9 protein-coding genes and 4 pseudogenes are annotated in these 17,634 nt (G+C 32.6%); 6 read left to right on the plus strand and 7 right to left on the minus strand.

Going from position 1 to position 17,634, the window contains the following annotated elements; genetic code table 11:
• Positions 1-82: 82 nt before the first annotated feature.
• Complete coding sequence (locus ACZZ95_RS06375; RefSeq protein WP_055097560.1) at positions 83-412, minus strand: HesB/IscA family protein; 330 nt, start codon at positions 410-412, stop codon at positions 83-85.
• Between the two features lie 342 nt (positions 413-754).
• On the opposite strand from ACZZ95_RS06375, the gene ACZZ95_RS06380 reads away from it, so the two are divergent.
• Complete coding sequence (locus ACZZ95_RS06380) at positions 755-1,669, plus strand: hypothetical protein (protein WP_463468431.1); 915 nt, start codon at positions 755-757, stop codon at positions 1,667-1,669.
• Between the two features lie 71 nt (positions 1,670-1,740).
• Positions 1,741-2,599 (plus strand): annotated as a pseudogene (locus tag ACZZ95_RS06385) (MBL fold metallo-hydrolase).
• Between the two features lie 73 nt (positions 2,600-2,672).
• Here the strand turns inward: ACZZ95_RS06385 and ACZZ95_RS06390 are convergent.
• Complete coding sequence (locus tag ACZZ95_RS06390) at positions 2,673-6,146, minus strand: T9SS type A sorting domain-containing protein (protein ID WP_463468432.1); 3,474 nt, start codon at positions 6,144-6,146, stop codon at positions 2,673-2,675.
• Positions 6,115-6,543 carry a carbohydrate binding domain-containing protein gene (locus ACZZ95_RS06395; RefSeq protein WP_463468433.1) on the minus strand — a complete coding sequence of 143 codons (429 nt, stop codon included), beginning with the start codon at positions 6,541-6,543 and terminating at the stop codon, positions 6,115-6,117. Before ACZZ95_RS06395 ends, ACZZ95_RS06390 begins: the two co-directional genes overlap by 32 nt.
• A gap of 301 nt (positions 6,544-6,844) precedes the next feature.
• Here ACZZ95_RS06395 and ACZZ95_RS06400 point away from each other — a divergent pair.
• Positions 6,845-8,483 (plus strand): annotated as a pseudogene (locus ACZZ95_RS06400) (S8 family peptidase).
• A 64-nt stretch (positions 8,484-8,547) separates the two neighbouring features.
• Positions 8,548-10,431, plus strand: a pseudogene (locus ACZZ95_RS06405) (M1 family metallopeptidase).
• 85 nt (positions 10,432-10,516) lie between these two features.
• Here the strand turns inward: ACZZ95_RS06405 and ACZZ95_RS06410 are convergent.
• From ACZZ95_RS06410 to ACZZ95_RS06425, 4 genes and pseudogenes are all read right to left on the minus strand, one after another.
• On the minus strand, positions 10,517-10,681 hold the full coding sequence (locus ACZZ95_RS06410) for a DUF418 domain-containing protein (RefSeq protein WP_463471631.1): 165 nt from the start codon (positions 10,679-10,681) through the stop codon (positions 10,517-10,519).
• A complete protein-coding gene (locus ACZZ95_RS06415; protein WP_463468434.1) occupies positions 10,605-11,015 on the minus strand; it encodes a DUF418 domain-containing protein in 411 nt (136 codons plus the stop codon). Before ACZZ95_RS06415 ends, ACZZ95_RS06410 begins: the two co-directional genes overlap by 77 nt.
• A gap of 13 nt (positions 11,016-11,028) precedes the next feature.
• On the minus strand, positions 11,029-11,715 hold the full coding sequence (locus tag ACZZ95_RS06420; protein ID WP_463468435.1) for a DUF418 domain-containing protein: 687 nt from the start codon (positions 11,713-11,715) through the stop codon (positions 11,029-11,031).
• Between the two features lie 190 nt (positions 11,716-11,905).
• Positions 11,906-12,843, minus strand: a pseudogene (locus ACZZ95_RS06425) (L-threonine 3-dehydrogenase).
• A gap of 805 nt (positions 12,844-13,648) precedes the next feature.
• Here ACZZ95_RS06425 and ACZZ95_RS06430 point away from each other — a divergent pair.
• Together ACZZ95_RS06430 and mfd are read left to right on the plus strand one after the other, a co-directional pair.
• Complete coding sequence (locus ACZZ95_RS06430; protein ID WP_095953717.1) at positions 13,649-14,257, plus strand: hypothetical protein; 609 nt, start codon at positions 13,649-13,651, stop codon at positions 14,255-14,257.
• On the plus strand, positions 14,250-17,615 hold the full coding sequence (mfd, locus tag ACZZ95_RS06435; protein ID WP_463468436.1) for a transcription-repair coupling factor: 3,366 nt from the start codon (positions 14,250-14,252) through the stop codon (positions 17,613-17,615). The genes ACZZ95_RS06430 and mfd overlap by 8 nt, the downstream gene beginning before the upstream one ends.
• Positions 17,616-17,634 lie beyond the last annotated feature (19 nt).

Here is a 17,634-nt window from a genome sequence, read left to right on the forward strand (position 1 = left end):
TAATGTTGTCTTAAAGTATTAAAGTCTAAAGTTTGAAAGTCAATTGCAAGTCTTTAAAGACTTTATGACTTTTGGCTTTTGACTATAAAGAGAATGATTCTCCGCAACCACAAGTTCTGCTTGCGTTAGGATTATTGAATACAAATCCTTTTCCGTTTAATCCGCCTGAAAATTCCAGAATTGTTCCGGCTAAATATAGGAATGATTTTTTTTCAACTGCAATCGTTATGTCGTTGTCTACAAATATTTTATCGTCGTCGCCTTTGGTTTTATCAAATTTTAAATCATATGACAAACCAGAGCATCCACCGCTTTTTACGCCCACACGTACGTAGTCGCTAGCGGCATCAAAACCATCATCTTTCATCAAGTCGATGATTTTCTTTTTGGCTGTATCAGAAACTTTTATCATTGTTTTATGGTATTTATTCTTCTTACATTAATAATTGACAATTAAAATAGTAATGAAATTATTACATTTTAAAGTGCTGTCTTTCAATGTTCAAATGAAATTGTCTGCAAAGATACGACTTAAAAACCTTTTTCCATAACGCTTCACATTATTATAACAAATGTTAAAATAGATATTAGTTATTTTGATAAAATGAACTTGAAAAAAGCAAGATAAAATCCGAATAAATCATTTTTTTGATTTTAAATTGAATATATCATTTAGTTATGTTCAAAAACAAGTATTTATACTTAATCCTAACTGCTGTTTAATTGGTATTTTTGCAAAAAATTGTGAGTAATTATGAAGAAACAACATAATAATAATTGGCTGAAAATCTTTTTTGCAATATTCTTTGTTTTTGGAGTAGGTGTCGCGTTCTTGGTTTTTAGCAATGAATCTGATACACACGAAAATGAAGTCAAAAAAGATAATGTGTCTAAAATTCCGTTTGTTAATAAGGAAAACAGCGAGCAGAAAAATATTTTAGACTCTTTAAGTACACTAAAAGTGGCTTACGATATTGCTATTTTAGAAAAAACGACACTCTCTCAAGAACTGGAACTGGAACGTAAGAATGTTGAGAATTTGATGGAAATTATAAAGGCTTCTCAAAATCCATCTGCGCCGCAGATTAAAATTTTTAGAAACCAACTTTCAGATTTGAATTCTTCATTGGAAGGTAAAGTGTCCGAAATTAAGAAACTGAAATCTCAGAATAAAAATTTATTGACAGAAATTGAAAGTCAGAATGTTGTAATGTATCAGCAAAAGGCACAAAATGATACTCTTATTTCGAAACAAAAGCAATTAGAAACTACTTTAAAAGATGCATCAAAACTTTCTCTGAGCAATTTTAAGGTAATTGCACTTCGTGAAAAAAACTCTGGAGCAGAATTAGAAACGACAAAAGCAAAAAACACTAAAAAGCTTAAAGCTATTTTTACTGTTAACGGAAATGCTGTTGCAAAAACAGGAAAAAGAATCTTTTATATTCAAGTATTAGATCAAAAAAATAATGTTTTGGGTGATAATAAATTGATTGAATTTGGAAATGACAAAGCTCTGGTTTACAGTTTTATTGTGAGCACAGATTTTCAAGGTAAGTCGGCAAATGTGTACGGAATTCTAAATGATCAATTTAAAAAAGGAACCTATTTTGTGAATTTCTTCGACAAACAGGAAATAATGGGAAGTACTTCGATAACACTGGAATAGCTTTTTTTAAAATAAATTGCAAGCAAAGGAATTTGTATTTGCTAGCTTTGTTCTTTTAGAAAATCAAACTCATGAAACTTTATCCAATCGAATCTGGAAATTTTAAATTAGACGGTGGTGCTATGTTTGGTGTTGTTCCGAAAACAATTTGGAACAAAACAAATCCTGCCGATTCTAATAATTTAATTGATATTGTCGCGCGCTGTTTATTAATTGAAGATGGAAATCGTCTTATTTTAATTGATACCGGAATGGGTGATAAACAATCAGAAAAATTCTTTGGTTATTATTCGCTTTGGGGATCGCATTCTATCGATAAATCTCTTGCGAAATATGGTTTTAATAGAGATGATATTACGGATGTTTTTATGACGCATCTTCATTTTGATCATTGCGGCGGAAGTGTTCAATGGAATTCGGATAAAACAGGTTACGAGCCTGCTTTTAAAAATGCCAAATTTTGGACAAATGAAAATCATTGGAAATGGGCAACTCAACCCAACGCACGTGAAAAAGCGTCTTTTTTGTCTGAAAATATTTTGCCAATGCAGGAAAGCGGACAATTAAATTTTATTGAAAGACCCGAAACTGATTTTGGTTTCTCAAAAGAATTGAATTTTGACATTTACTACGTTGACGGCCACACCGAAAAACAAATGATTCCGTACATAAAATACCAAGATAAAACAATTGTTTTTTGTGCCGATTTATTGGCTACAGCTGGGCATATTCCGTCGCCGTATGTTATGGGTTACGACACGCGACCTTTGCTGACAATGCCGGAAAAGTCAAAATTTTTGAATACAGCGACGAGATCATAATCATTATTTGTTTTTGGAACACGATGCACACAATCAAATTATAACGGTAGAACATACCGAAAAAGGTGTTCGTTTAAAAGATATTTTTACCTGCGAAGAAATTTTTTAATCAAATAATTCAAAATAAAAAATCCCGTTTTCAACATTTCTGAAAACGGGATTTTTAGTTTAACAAATTATAATTATTCTACAATTATTTTTTTAGCAGAAGCGACGTCTCCATTAATTAAGTACACATAATAAATTCCTCTTGGAAGACCAGATAAATTAATTGTATTATCTGTATTTGATGCATCCAAAATAAACGATTTTACCAGTTGTCCTAATGAATTGTAAACTGTTGCTTTGTCTAATGAAACATTACTAATGTAAACTTCACCTTTTGTTGGATTTGGATACATTGCAACTTTATTGAAAATAGAATCTTCAAGGCCTAAAGAACATGTTGAAGAATAAGACGCTGTTGCATCTTTAAAAAACACGTCGCTTGAAGCGGCTAATGAAGGATTATCAACCAAAATACAAGTTAAAGTACTGTTTTTAGTTAGCAATGCCCCTGTAAAGTTGATGTTGTTACCATTTTTAAGGTTTAAAGTTTTTAGAGAATTTTCCATCACATTTACATAAGTCAACTTGCTGTTTTTAGTCAAGTCCAAATCAGTCAGTTTGTTTTTGTTGGCCTGCAAAGTTGTTAGAGCTGTATTTGCTGATAAATTCAAAGTTGTCAGGTCATTTCCATGGGTGTACAATTCGATTAACTTTAAATTTTTCGATACATTTAATGTAGTTAAAAGATTGAATTGACAGTTTAAAAACTCAAGAGCTGTAAAGTCTTGAATTCCAGTTAAGTCTTTAATGTCGCTAAGCTGTACATTTAAATCTTTTACAGTTGCAATTGTGGAAGTTAAAACTTTTCCATTTTTACCATCAATATCAATTTTTAATGCAATTAATTCATCTTCAAAATTGCTGTCAGGAATTAGTGTGAAAGTGTTACAATCTTCTGTAAAATATGAAGTTTTGTCTAATTTTCCGTTCCAAGTATCGTTAGAGTATTTTGCATTATCAACCTGAATACAAGTTAAAGAGGCGTTTCGAGTAAAATTAACACTAAACCAATCCATATTTGTATTGAATCCATTTTTTACATTAAGAGTGTTTAAAGTATTGGTTGAAACATTTAATGCTGTCAATGAAGGATTTTTGCTAAGATCCAGAACTGTTAGTAAATTATAAGAACAGTTCAAATCTGTTAATAAAGGATTGTTTGCTGGAGTTAAAGATGTCAATTGGTTTGCAGCGCAGTTTAATACTTTTAAAGAAGTAAAATCCTGTATTCCGGTAAGATCTTTAATAGAACTTGATGATACATCTAGTGATGTAATTGATGCAATACTTTCTGTGGCTACTTTTCCATTTTTACCATCTTTATCAATTTGTAGAGCAATTAATTTATCTTCAAAATTGGAGTCAGGTATTAAAGTGTATACTACACAGTCTAGGCTAAAGTTAGTTTTTGCATCTTTATAAGTGCTCCAATTTGCATCAGAATAAGCAACATCGTCAACCATTATACAAGTTAATTTCGTATTACCCTTAAAAGTTGTGGTTGAAGGAGAACCATTAGTGCCAGACATAAAGGTATAATTAGCAAGTAAGTTACTGTTTTTTCCATTTCTTAAATCTAATTTTTTTAATTGCGAATTATTTTGAAGGTACAAACCAATTAAAAGTTTATTACTTCTAAGATCCAGTTCGCTTATTTGACTGCTGTTAATTGTCAATGCTTTTAAATTGACATTTGTGCTTAAGTCTAATTTAGTAACTAGTGTATAAGATGAAATTAAATACTCTAATTTAGTATTTGCACTTAAATCTATAGATGGAAGCTGTAGGTTAAAACTAAATCCTAAGTAAATTAATTCTTTATTTTGAGAAAGATTTAGTGTAGTGAATCTATTTGATGAGGCTTGAAAGGAAATTAAATCTTTATTATTGGTTAAGTCTATTGACGGTAGCTCACAGTTTGAAATGTTCAGGTAACGTAATAGTTTTAAGTTGCTTACATCCAAAGAAGTAAAAAGGTTGTTATTAACTGTAAGCTCTGTTATCAAGGGAGTAAAACTTAAATCTAAAGAAGTAAGTTTATTAGTATAACAGCCTAACTGGGTTAATTTAATGTTTTTGGAAATATCTAGTGTTGTAAGGAGATTGTTTTCAACTCTTAAATATGTAAGATTAACATTATTTGAAACATCAATTGTTGTTAGTTTATTAGAAGCACAATCAAGTTGTTGAAGAGCTTTGAAATCTTGTATTCCAGTAAGATCAGAAATATTTTTTGAGTATATAAATAATGAAGTTATGGTGTTGATTTTGGATGTTAATACTTTTCCATCTGCAACTCCAGAATCGATACCAGCGACAATAAGTGTATTTTCGAAATTAATATCTGGAATTAAAGTATAACTTAGACAAGGTTCATTAGAATAAGAAGCGACAGCGTCTTTTTTGTTTGCCCAATTATTGTTAGAGTATGCGGCATCGTCTACAATTATACACTTAAGGTTTGGGTTGCCTGTAAAGGTGGTGTAGAATGTTTCAAATTTGATATTGTTTCCATTTTTTAAATTCAGATATGTCAGATTGTTATTATTACAAACTACTTCGTAAATTTTAGGATGTTTAGATATATCAATACTTGTAATCTTATTGTCTTGGCAAGCTAACAGACTTAAATCTAAATTGTGAGAAATATCCAAACTAGTTAGTTCATTTTCGTAGCAGATTAATTGATCTAGTAAAGTATTGGTTGAAATATCTAAGCTAGTAATCTTGTTTATTTGAAAATTTAGATTGAGTAGTTTTTTATTGTTTTTGACATTTAAACTTGTTAACTGATTGTTTCCACAACGAAAATCATCTAATTCTGTATTTTTATCAATATTTATAGAAGTCAATTTATTTGCGCCACACCACAAATATTTTAGTGCAGTATTTTTATCAACGTTCAAACTCGTTAATTGATTTCCTGAACAATTTAAATCTACTAAAAGCAGATTGTTTTCAATGTTTAAAGAAGTAATTTTATTAGCATTGATACTTAAACCAGTTAACAAAGTATTTGAGGATACATCTATAGTAGATAATTGATTATCTGCGCAAACTAAAGAAGTTAATTTACTATTATTAGAAACATCTAAATTAGTTAATTTATTCTTAGTAGAATTTAAACTTTCTAATAATGTATTGGCATTAATGTCTAAACTAGTCAAAAGATTATCGCTTACGTCTAGCGAAGTTAGTTTAGTGTTTTTAGAAAGATTAATAGTAACTATTTGATTTTTGTTTGCAGTTAAACTTGTTAACGCTTTAAAATCTTCGATTCCTGTTAAATTCGAAATAGAACTTCTAGAAACATCCAAAGCAGGTACAGCGACAATTTTTGATGTTAAAACTTTTCCATCAACAGCACCAGAATCAATTCCTAACTCGATTAATTTGTTTTCAAAATTTAAGTCAGGAATATTGGTATAAAGAGAAGGGGCTTCTACTACAGAAACATTATCAACTAAAACTTGCGAGTTTACTGTACCTCTTGCATAAATCATAATTCCAACATTTTTATTGGAAGCTCGCTGTATAGTCAAACTCAATTTTTCTCCATCCAGTAGCTGATGTAGTGTTGTCTATACTGCTTTTGATTGTTGTCTGCCAAATATCAGAATCTATTAAGCTTAATTCAACATTTGTAAAAGAACCTGAAACCAGTTTATGGTATGCAGTAACGCGATAAGTTTTACCTGCTTCTATAGGAAAATTTATTCTGGTATAAATAAAATTAAGAGTACCACTCGTTATTTCCATCTTAGTACTCGAATTTCCATTTTGAGAATCAGGATCCTGATAAACAAGACCACTGAAGAAGCGGCTCCAGTCATCTGGTTGCGATGAAGATGCCCAATTTTCAAAATCTCCATTTGAGATTAAATTGGTTTGTGCATAAATAGAAAAATTTGCCAGTAACAGCAGTAAAAGTAGTTTTGTTTTCATAGATTGAGTTTATGATTAGGTCGCGCAAGTGTATGTATATTAATTGAATATTCCTTACGTGAAACCGTAAAGAGTATATTATTTGTCGTTTATTTTAAGTTTTGAATAAAATTTTCTTATTCATAGTATATTTTTACGAATCATTTTTATGTTTAATAATTTGATCTATAGAGGATTGTGATAATTATGATTTTGAATAATTTTATTGAAAATTTCATAACACATTGTTAACTGTTAGTATTTTGTAACAAAAAAGCATAATTTAGACCCATCTTTTAACTTTAGATATAATTATAGATACATGAGTCATATAAAACCTCTTAAATTATCTGCGTTTGCATTACTTGTTTTAGCAGGTTGCGGCGCTAATTTGCAAGCGCAAAAATCAGTGCAAAAACAACCAATAGTTGCCCCTTTGGCAGTGGTAAAAAAAGCACCAGTTAGTGAAAATGAATTAAAAAGATGGAGTCACCTGGATTTGGTAAAAGATTCTATCCCAGGAATGAGTGTTGATAGAGCTTTGACAGAATTACTGCAAGGTAAAAAAGGTCAGAAAGTAATTGTTGGTATTGTAGATTCTGGTGTTGATATCGAACACGAAGATCTAAAAGGAATGATTTGGACAAATACTAAAGAAATTCCAGGAAACGGAATCGATGACGATAAAAACGGATTTATCGATGACATTAACGGATGGAATTTCCTAGGAAATGCTGTTCACGAAAACCTTGAAATGACACGTGTTGCTAAAAAAGCAGACGACGGTTCTGCAGAATATAAAGCGACTTTGGCTCAGTATACTGAAAAATACGAAGAAGCTTTAAAAGACAAGGAACAAGTAGATTTTTTACTTGATGTTCACAATACAATTAAAAAGGAACTGAACAAAACAACATACAAAATCGAAGACTTAAGCGCTGTAACTTCAACTGATCCAAAAGTTGCGAGAAGTAAAGCGATAATGACTCAGATTTTTACAAACGCTGGATCAACTTTCGATCCAGAAGCTGATTTTGAAGAATATAGAGAACAAGTCTACGATCAGTTAAATTACAATTTAAATAAAGAATTTGACGGAAGAAAAATCGTAGGAGATAATCCAGAAGATATTAAAGACAATCATTACGGAAATAATATTGTTTTTGGTCCAGATAAAGAAAAAGCACTTCACGGAACTCACGTTGCGGGAATCATTGCACAAATTCGCGGTAATAATTTAGGAGGAGATGGAGTTGCTTCGCCAAACGTTGAAATTCTAACAGTTAGAGCGGTGCCAGACGGAGATGAGTACGATAAAGATATCGCACTTGCAATTCGTTATGCGGTAGATAATGGGGCAAAAGTAATTAACGGAAGTTTTGGAAAAAGCTTTTCTCCACACAAACAGTGGGTTTACGATGCTATTAAATATGCGGCTAAAAAAGACGTTTTAATTGTACACGCGACGAGGAAACGACGGATATAATATCGATGAAACAAAAAACATCAATTATCCAAACGATTCTGAAGATAACGTAAAAGAATTTGCTGATAACGTGATCACAATTGGAGCAATTAATAAAGAATATGGAGAAACGGTTATTGCACCTTTTTCTAACTTCGGAAAAATTAATGTAGACGTTTTTGCTCCTGGAGAAGAAATTTACGCAACAGTTCCAAACAACAAATACAAGTATTTACAAGGAACTTCAATGGCGTCTCCAAATGCGGCGGGTGTTGCGGCGTTAATTCGTTCTTACTATCCAAAGTTAAAGGCCGCTCAAGTGAAAAAGATTTTAATGGATTCTGGAGTTGCACTTCCTGCAAAAGTTGTTTTGGGGAAAAGTGAAAATCCAAATGAAAAACCAGTTGCCGTTTCTCTCGCAGAATCATCAAAAACAGCAAAAATGGTAAATGCTTACAACGCATTATTAATGGCTGAGAAAATGTCTAAAAAATAAAGCTTAATACACTATTAATCAAATGGAAGAGTTCACGCTCTTCCATTTTCTATTACATATAAACATGCGAAAAATTATTTTACTCTCTTTCTTGAGCTTTGGTTTAAATACAGCTTTTGCCCAAAACGCCCCATATTGGCAGCGAAGACGCCGATTACAAAATGGAGGTTTCAATGGATGTGAAAAACTATCAGTATAAAGGAAAACAAGAATTGGTTTATACCAATAATTCTTCTGATACTTTAAGAAAAGTATTCTATCATTTGTTTCCAAACGCTTTTCAACCAGGAAGCGAAATGGATGCACGCCTTCATTTTATTAAAGATCCAGACGGAAGAATGGTAACTAAAACAAAAGGTGCAGATGGAAAAGATATCAAGCAAAGCCGAATTGAAACTTTAAAACCAAATGAAATTGGATTTTTAAAAATTACAAATTTCAAACAAGATGGTGCAATTGCGCAGACAAGAGTTTCAGGAACTATTTTAGAAGTGACTTTGGCTAAACCGATTTTACCAAATTCTAAAACTACTTTTACATTAGATTTTGACGGACAAGTTCCAGTGCAAATTCGCCGTTCTGGAAGAAACAATTCTGAAGGAATAGAACTTTCAATGTCACAATGGTATCCAAAATTAGCCGAATTTGATTTCGAAGGATGGCACGCAGATCCATACATTGCCAGAGAATTTCACGGAGTTTGGGGTAATTTTGATGTAAAAATTACAATAGACAAAGACTATACAATTGGTGGTTCTGGATATTTGCAAGATAAAAATTCAATTGGACATGGTTATGAAGATGAAGGTGTAACCGTTACCTATCCTAAAAAAGGCAAAAACGCTTACATGGCATTTTATTGCGCCAAATGTTCACGATTTTACTTGGGCAAACAGACAAAGAATATGCGCATGATATTGTAAAAGGTCCAAACGATGTTGATTTGCATTTCTTTTACAAAAACAATCCAAAAGTTACAGCAAACTGGAAACAGCTAGAACCGTTAATGGTAAAAGTAATGGATTATTACAACCAAAGAGTTGGTGCTTATCCGTACAAACAATACTCATTTATTCAAGGCGGCGACGGCGGAATGGAATATGCAATGTGTACTTTAATGTTAGGAAACGGAACTCTTGAAGGAATTCTTGGAACTGCAACGCATGAATTAGGACACTCTTGGTTCCAGCACATTTTAGCTTCAAACGAATCAAAACATCCTTGGATGGATGAAGGTTTTACAACTTACATCGAAGACAGTGCTTTGAACGAATTGAAAGGCGATAAAAAAGAAGTAAACCCATTTAAAGGAAATTATCTCGCTTATTACAATTTGGTAAACTCAGGAAAAGAGCGACCACAAAGCACGCACGGAGATCGTTATGACGAAAATCGTCCGTACAGCATTTCATCTTATATAAAAGGAAGTCTTTTCCTTTCGCAATTAGAATATGTAATTGGAAAAGAAAACGTTGATGCAACTTTAAAAAGATATTTTAACGATTTTAAATTCAAACATCCAACTCCAAATGATATCAAAAGAACAGCAGAAAGAGTTTCTGGAGCTGAGTTAGACTGGTATTTAATAGATTGGACACAAACACTAAATACAATCGATTACGGTATTAAAGATGTTGCAGACAATTCTGAAAAAACAACCGTAACGCTGGAGAGAATTGGAAGAATGCCAATGCCAATCGATTTAAAAGTGGATTACACAGACGGAACTTCTGAAACATTCTACATTCCTTTAAGAATGATGAATTTCATTAAACCGAATCCAAATCCAAATCAAAAAAGAACGGTTTTAGAAGACTGGGCTTGGGCGCGACAAAACTATAGCTTTACAATCGATAAAAACAAAACAGCAGTCAAAAAAATCACTATCGATCCAAGCGGATTAATGGCAGATGTTAAAGCCGCAAATAATGTTTTTGAAGTGAAATAATCTCAAAGAATTAATTATAAAGAAAGCCCTTAAATTTAGTTTTAAGGGCTTTTTTTATTTCAAGTTTATTCAAAAAATGTGGAGATTATACTGTTTTTATATCAATAGCAATCTCAGTATGCGTTTTCTTAAAAGGAACAAATTCCCTGTAACTTGCAGATCTCCATAACCATTCAATTGGTCCGTAATTGTATTTTGAAAGCCACCATTTGCTTATAAATAATTGAATTATGAATATAAATATGGCCAGTAAAAAGTAAAACCAATACGGCATTGAGTCGGCTATTCCAAAACCAATTCCAGAGAAAAGAAATGCTTGCCAGAATATTTTGGCTCATATAATTGGTCAGCGTCATTTTGCCTCCAGCACTAAAATAACTGAAAATAGTTTTTAGTTTTCCATTAGTATATAACAGCGAAATTCCCGTTGCAATAAAAAACATTGTGCACAAAACCAGCCAATAAAGCGGATGAAAGAATTTTAAAAAACCAGCTTTGTTTTGTACGGCAATAAAAAATCCGACTCCGATAAATACAGAGCATACAAAACTGATAATACAAACATATTTTAAAAGCTTTTTCAATTCTGTTAAACGGTTAAAAAAGTTTAGTTTTTGAAGCAGAAATCCAAAAAAGCATACAGCCCAGCATTACATAATGAGCAGTAATGGCGTAACCCGGAATAATAATTTGTTCGTAAAAAGAAGCCAGTAAATTAAATCTGAAAAACTCAATCCAGTTGCCAGAATGATATAATTTTAGATATTCAGGATTTGTGGCAATTACTATATGCTCAATCTTAAAAGTGTTGACATAAGCCATTAAAAAAGGAATAGTCAGAAAAATAAAAGCACAAATAATGCTTAATGTTCGTGTGGAACTTTTATAAAAAAGCAGTAATACAAGTCCTAAAAAAGCATAATCTTTTAAAATATCGCCAAGCCAAAACGACGAATTGATAAAAGCTAATACAAAAAGCAAAAGCATTCGCCAGGCAAAAAAGGTAACAGGATTTTTACCTTTAGAAGCCACGTTGTTAATTAAGATAGCAAATCCGTAGCCAAATAATAACGTTAATAATGTCCAGGATTTTGCTGAGAAAAGATAGCGGTTAACGATTTGAAGTATTTCTGAAAAAGTATCGAATTTAATTTCTCTTTCTACTCCAATGTATAAAAAATCTTGATAATTGCCAATAGCTACTCCTAAAATAGCCCAGCCCCGAAGTATGTCGACAATTGCAGTTCTTTTGCTTTGTTCGACAGGATGATAAGAATTTGTCATTTGATTAATGTTTTCGTTGTGATTTTGATTGATGATTTTTGAATAAACTTAAAAATAAGTAAACGCCATCAAATGTAAAGAAATTATGCAATCAACAATTCTTATCTGAAAATTAAATATAAAAAAACGTGTCATCCTAAAAGTATCTTTTTTAGAATAACACGCCAAGGTATATTTTACTGTTTTAGATTTAGCTCAAATGCTCAATCATATCTTTTGTCATCGATTCCAAATCAAATTTATGATTCCAGTTCCAGTCTTCCCTTGCAGATGAATCGTCAATACTTGCCGGCCAGCTGTCCGCAATTTTCTGACGGAAATCTGGATTGTAAGTAATTTCAAAATCTGGAATATGTTTCTTAATCTCATTTGCAATTTCTGTCGGAGTAAAACTCATTGCCGCTAAATTATACGAAGAATGTATTTTTATTTGATCTTCTGGTGCCTGCATAATTTTAATCGTTGCATCGATCGCGTCATCCATATACATCATTGGCATTTTGGTTTCTGATGATAAGAAGCATTCGTATTTTTTATCAGCAATAGCTTTATAAAAAATGTCAACAGCATAATCTGTAGTCCCGCCGCCTGGAGGAGTAGACCAGCTGATTAAACCTGGATAACGAATACTGCGAACATCAACGCCGTAAATATTATGGTAATATTCGCACCATCTTTCGCCCGCTTGTTTACTAATTCCGTAAACTGTAGAAGGTTCCATAACGGTATATTGCGGCGTATTTTCTTTTGGAGTTGTTGGTCCAAAAACAGCAATACTTGAAGGCCAGAAAATCTTCTTAATTTTTTTGCTTTCGCTAAATTTAAAACATGAAAAAGAGAATTCATATTCAAGTCCCAAGCAAAAGCAGGATTTTTTTCAGCTGTAGCAGATAAAAGTGCGACCATCAAATACACATCTGTAATTTTGTGAACTTCTACTAAATGTTCAATTTGATTAAAATCTAAAGCATTGACCACTTCAAAAGGTCCTGAGTTAACAACGTCAGTATTTAATTTTCGAATATCAGAAGCGATTACATTTTCGGTTCCGTATAATTTGCGCAGTTTTTGCGTCAGTTCAGTTCCAATCTGACCGCAGGCGCCAATGATCAATATTTTAGGATTCATTTTTAATGATTTTAGAGACACAAATATAACGTTTTCGCAATTACATGTGTTTTTTAGAAGTAAAATTTATAAATTCAATAATGAAAAAGTTTGTTTGTTGGATTATTCTCGAATTAAAAATTTAACCGCAAAGCGCGCAAAGTTTTTTAAATTAAGCAGTTTTAGAAAACACAAAGTTCGCAAAGCTAGATGTTGAATAGATTTTTCGAACTTTGTGTTTTTCTAAACCTACTATAAGATAAATTAGCAGTGTTCCTTGCGGTTAAATTCTGTTGCAAAACTTATCAGAATTTTATACGTTTCCTCAAAAAAAGACCAACTAGATGTTCAACTAGCTTTTCGAACTTTTTGTTTTCTAAACTTTCTGTAAATTAAAATTTTTGTGTGCTTTGCGGTAAAAATTCTCATATATAGATTCCAAAAAAAAAGTTATCAGAATTTTATACGTTTCCTCAAAAAAAGAGCAACTAGATGTTGAACTAGCTTTGCGAACTTTTTGTTTTCTAAACTTTCTGTAAATTAAAATTTTTGTGTGCTTTGCGGTAAAAATTCTCATATATAGATTCAAAAAACTTATCAGAATTTTATATGTTTCCTCAAAAAAAAGACCAATTAGATGTTGAACTAGCTTTGCGAACTTTTTTTTTCTAAACTTTCTGTAAATTAAAATTTTTGCGTGCTTTGCGGTAAAAATTCTCATATATAGATTCCAAAAACTTATCAGAATTTTATATGTTTTCTAACAAAAATCAGAATTCGTAATTGTAAATTTACTTTGTAACTTTGCGACTTAATGTTTTACCAGATGAAATATAAGATATCTCTTTTTCTACTTTTGATTACCGCAATGTATTCCTGCCAAAACGCAGATGAAAAACGTCTTGCAGAAAATGCGAAAGAGGCAAAAAAGAAAGAAGCTATTTTTAATAATATTAATAAAGGCTGGACGTTTCTTGAGGAACCGATCAATGAAATTGCAGAACAAAAATTAAACTCATGGACAGAATGGCGTGATTTCAATAAAGAGATTGGCGATAAACCAAGAAAAACAATTGGCGCATTCCAAAAAAAGTCAAGAGCGATTTCTAAGAAAGCAATGGCTTTAAATAACAATATTCCGCCAGAATTTAATGTGCCTCCAATAAAAAGCCGTATTTCTATTTTAATTACTAAAATAAGAATGCTGGATTTATTTATTCATCTAAACCAAGTTCCAGATGATAAAGTGGTTTTTTTAGTTCAGGAAATCAATAAAGAACTGATTTCTTTGGAGCGACAAATGGATAAAGTTGTCGAAAAAGCCAAAATTCCAAAAGAGGAAGGAGAAGCAGATTTCCTTAAAATGTTAGACACAACGCGCGCGATTCCGAGTTCTGCGCCGCCACTAGATCAAAATACACCAAAAGTTGAGTAAAAACGCTTTATATACGATATACGACAATCTGCCAAAAGCACAGGAGATTGCATCAAATTTACTGGAAGAGAATCAGATAAAAATGCATCTCGGCGGTTTGCTGGGTTCTGCAGTTTCATTTGTAATTCGATCTGTTTTTAAGAAAACAGAACTGCCTTTTTTAATTGTTTTAGACAACAAAGAAGAAGCCGCTTATTACCTAAATGATTTGGAGCAGATGATTGGAGAGCAGGATGTTTTATTTTATCCCGCTTCATTTCGTCGTCCATATCAAGTTGATGAAACAGATAATGCCAATGTTTTGCTTCGCGCTGAGGTTTTAAACAGAATCAATTCCAGAAAAAAACCAGCCATAATTGTTACGTATCCCGAAGCGCTTTTCGAGAAAGTAGTTACGCGTCAGCAATTAGATAAAAACACTTTAAAAGTCTCTTTAAACGATAAAATTTCGATTGACTTTATCAACGAAGTTTTGTTTGAATACGAATTTAAAAGAGTCGATTTTATTACAGAACCAGGTGAATTTTCGGTTCGAGGCGGAATTGTTGATGTTTTTTCTTTTTCAAACGATCATCCGTACAGAATAGAGTTTTTTGGAAATGAAGTAGACAGCATTAGAAGTTTTGATGTTGAGACGCAGTTATCGGTAGAAACACATAAAAAAATTACGATTATCCCGAATGTTGAAAACAAGATATTTCAGGAAAACAGAGAAAGTTTCTTAGATTATATTGCGGAGAAAACCGTGATTTTTATTCAAAATACCGACGGACTTTTTAGTCAGTTAGACAAACAATTTGCAAGGGCAGAAGAAGCTTTTGAGAAGCTTTCGAAAGAAATAAAACATGCCCAGCCAGAGCAATTATTTCTAAATCAAAGTTCATTTATCAAACGAGCATTGGATTTTTCGATTGTCGAATTGGCTTCAAAACCTATTTTTAAAATCACTAAAAAATTCGAATTTCATATTCAGCCTCAGCCTTCTTTCAATAAACAATTTGATTTATTATTGAATAATCTGAGCGACAATCATTTTAACGGATATAAAAATTATTTATTCTGTTCGAATGAAACGCAGGCCAAACGTTTTCATGATATTTTTGAAAGTTTAGATGAAGCTAATTCAGAAAATATCAGAAAACAATATAATACTATTGTACTGCCTTTGTACCAAGGTTTTATTGATGAGGAAAATCAGATAACGGCTTACACCGATCATCAGATTTTTGAGCGTTATCATAAATTCAACATCAAAAATGGGTATTCTAAAAAACAGAATATCACGCTAAAAGAATTGACCGCACTTTCTGTTGGCGATTACGTGACGCACATCGATCATGGAATTGGGAAATTCGGTGGATTGCAGAAAATTCAAGTTGAAGGTAAAACGCAGGAAGCCATAAAACTGGTTTATGCCGATAATGATATTGTGTATGTGAGTATTCACTCGCTTCATAAAATATCCAAATACAACGGAAAAGACGGAACACCTCCAAAAATCTACAAATTAGGATCGAACGCCTGGAAGCTTTTAAAACAAAAAACCAAAGCGCGTGTCAAACATATTGCGTTCAACTTGATTCAGTTGTATGCAAAACGTCGTTTAGAAAAAGGATTTCAGTTCGCGCCTGACAGTTATTTGCAGAACGAATTAGAAAGTTCGTTTATTTATGAAGATACGCCGGATCAAACCAAATCAACGCAGGAAGTAAAAGCCGACATGGAAAGCGATCGTCCAATGGATCGTTTGGTTTGCGGTGATGTAGGTTTCGGAAAAACAGAAGTTGCCATTCGTGCGGCTTTTAAAGCGGTCGATAACAGCAAACAGGTTGCGGTTTTGGTTCCGACAACTATTTTGGCGTACCAGCATTTTAGAACTTTCTCAGAGCGTTTAAAAGATATGCCAGTTTCTGTGGGCTATTTAAACCGATTTAGAACGGCAAAACAAAAAGCACAAACGCTAAAAGATTTAGCCGAAGGAAAACTCGATATCGTAATTGGAACACATCAATTAGTCAATAAAAATGTTGTTTTTAAAGACTTAGGTTTGTTGATTGTTGATGAGGAACAAAAGTTTGGCGTTAACGTAAAAGATAAATTAAAAACGATTGTCGCGAATGTAGATACGCTGACATTAACAGCAACACCAATTCCGAGAACGCTTCAGTTTTCATTGATGGCGGCGCGCGATTTATCGGTAATTACAACACCTCCGCCAAATCGTTATCCGATTGAAACGAATGTTGTTGGTTTTAATGAAGAAGTAATTCGTGATGCGATTTCGTATGAAATTCAAAGAAACGGACAAGTTTTCTTCATCAATAACCGCATCGAAAATATAAAAGAAGTTGCCGGAATGATTCAGCGTTTGGTCCCAAATGCAAGAGTGGGAATTGGTCACGGACAAATGGACGGCGCGAAACTCGAGGAATTGATGTTAGGTTTTATGAACGGAGATTTTGATGTTTTGGTTGCAACGACAATTATCGAAAGTGGACTTGACGTGCCAAATGCGAATACCATTTTTATTAATAATGCCAATAATTTCGGATTGTCAGATTTGCATCAAATGCGCGGCCGTGTAGGACGAAGCAATAAAAAAGCATTCTGTTATTTTATCTGTCCGCCGTATTCATCCATGACCGAAGATGCCAGAAAACGTATTCAGGCTTTGGAACAATTCAGCGAATTGGGAAGCGGTTTCAATATCGCGATGAAAGATCTTGAAATTCGTGGAGCGGGAGATTTATTAGGTGGCGAACAGAGTGGTTTCATTAATGAAATTGGTTTTGATACGTACCAAAAAATCATGAACGAAGCCATTGAGGAATTGAAAGAAAACGAATTCAAAGATTTATATCCGGAAGAAAATGATATTGAAACTAAGGAATACGTAAAAGATTTACAGATTGATACGGATTTTGAGTTGTTGTTTTCTGATGAATATATCAATAACGTCACCGAGCGTTTGAGTTTGTATAACGAATTAGGTTCTGTGAAAAATGAAGAAGAACTGGTTATTTTCCAAAACAAATTAATTGACCGTTTTGGACCAATGCCTCCGCGCGCGAATGCCCTGATGAACAGTATTCGCATCAAGTGGATTGCTACAGCTGTAGGAATTGAGAAATTAGTGATGAAAAAAGGCAAAATGATTGGTTATTTCGTCTCCGATCAACAGTCTGATTATTATCAATCTAAGCGTTTTCATAAAATGATAAAATTTGTGACAATGCACAGTAATCTTTGTACAATGAAAGAAAAACAGACACCAAATGGTTTACGTCTTTTATTGACTTTTGATAATGTAAAATCTACAAAACGAGCTTTGGAATTAATGGAGATGTTGGGGGAATAAGATTCGTAAGTTGTTCAAA

The sequence above is a fragment of the Flavobacterium sp. AC267 genome (genome assembly GCF_979258715.1).

Coding starts and splice junctions, on each gene's coding strand:
- ACZZ95_RS06395 (WP_463468433.1), bottom strand. CDS start 6,543: ATGAAAACAAAACTACTTTTACTGCTGTTACTGGCAAATTTTTCTATT.
- ACZZ95_RS06380 (WP_463468431.1), top strand. CDS start 755: ATGAAGAAACAACATAATAATAATTGGCTGAAAATCTTTTTTGCAATA.
- ACZZ95_RS06420 (WP_463468435.1), bottom strand. CDS start 11,715: ATGACAAATTCTTATCATCCTGTCGAACAAAGCAAAAGAACTGCAATT.
- ACZZ95_RS06430 (WP_095953717.1), top strand. CDS start 13,649: ATGAAATATAAGATATCTCTTTTTCTACTTTTGATTACCGCAATGTAT.
- ACZZ95_RS06375 (WP_055097560.1), bottom strand. CDS start 412: ATGATAAAAGTTTCTGATACAGCCAAAAAGAAAATCATCGACTTGATG.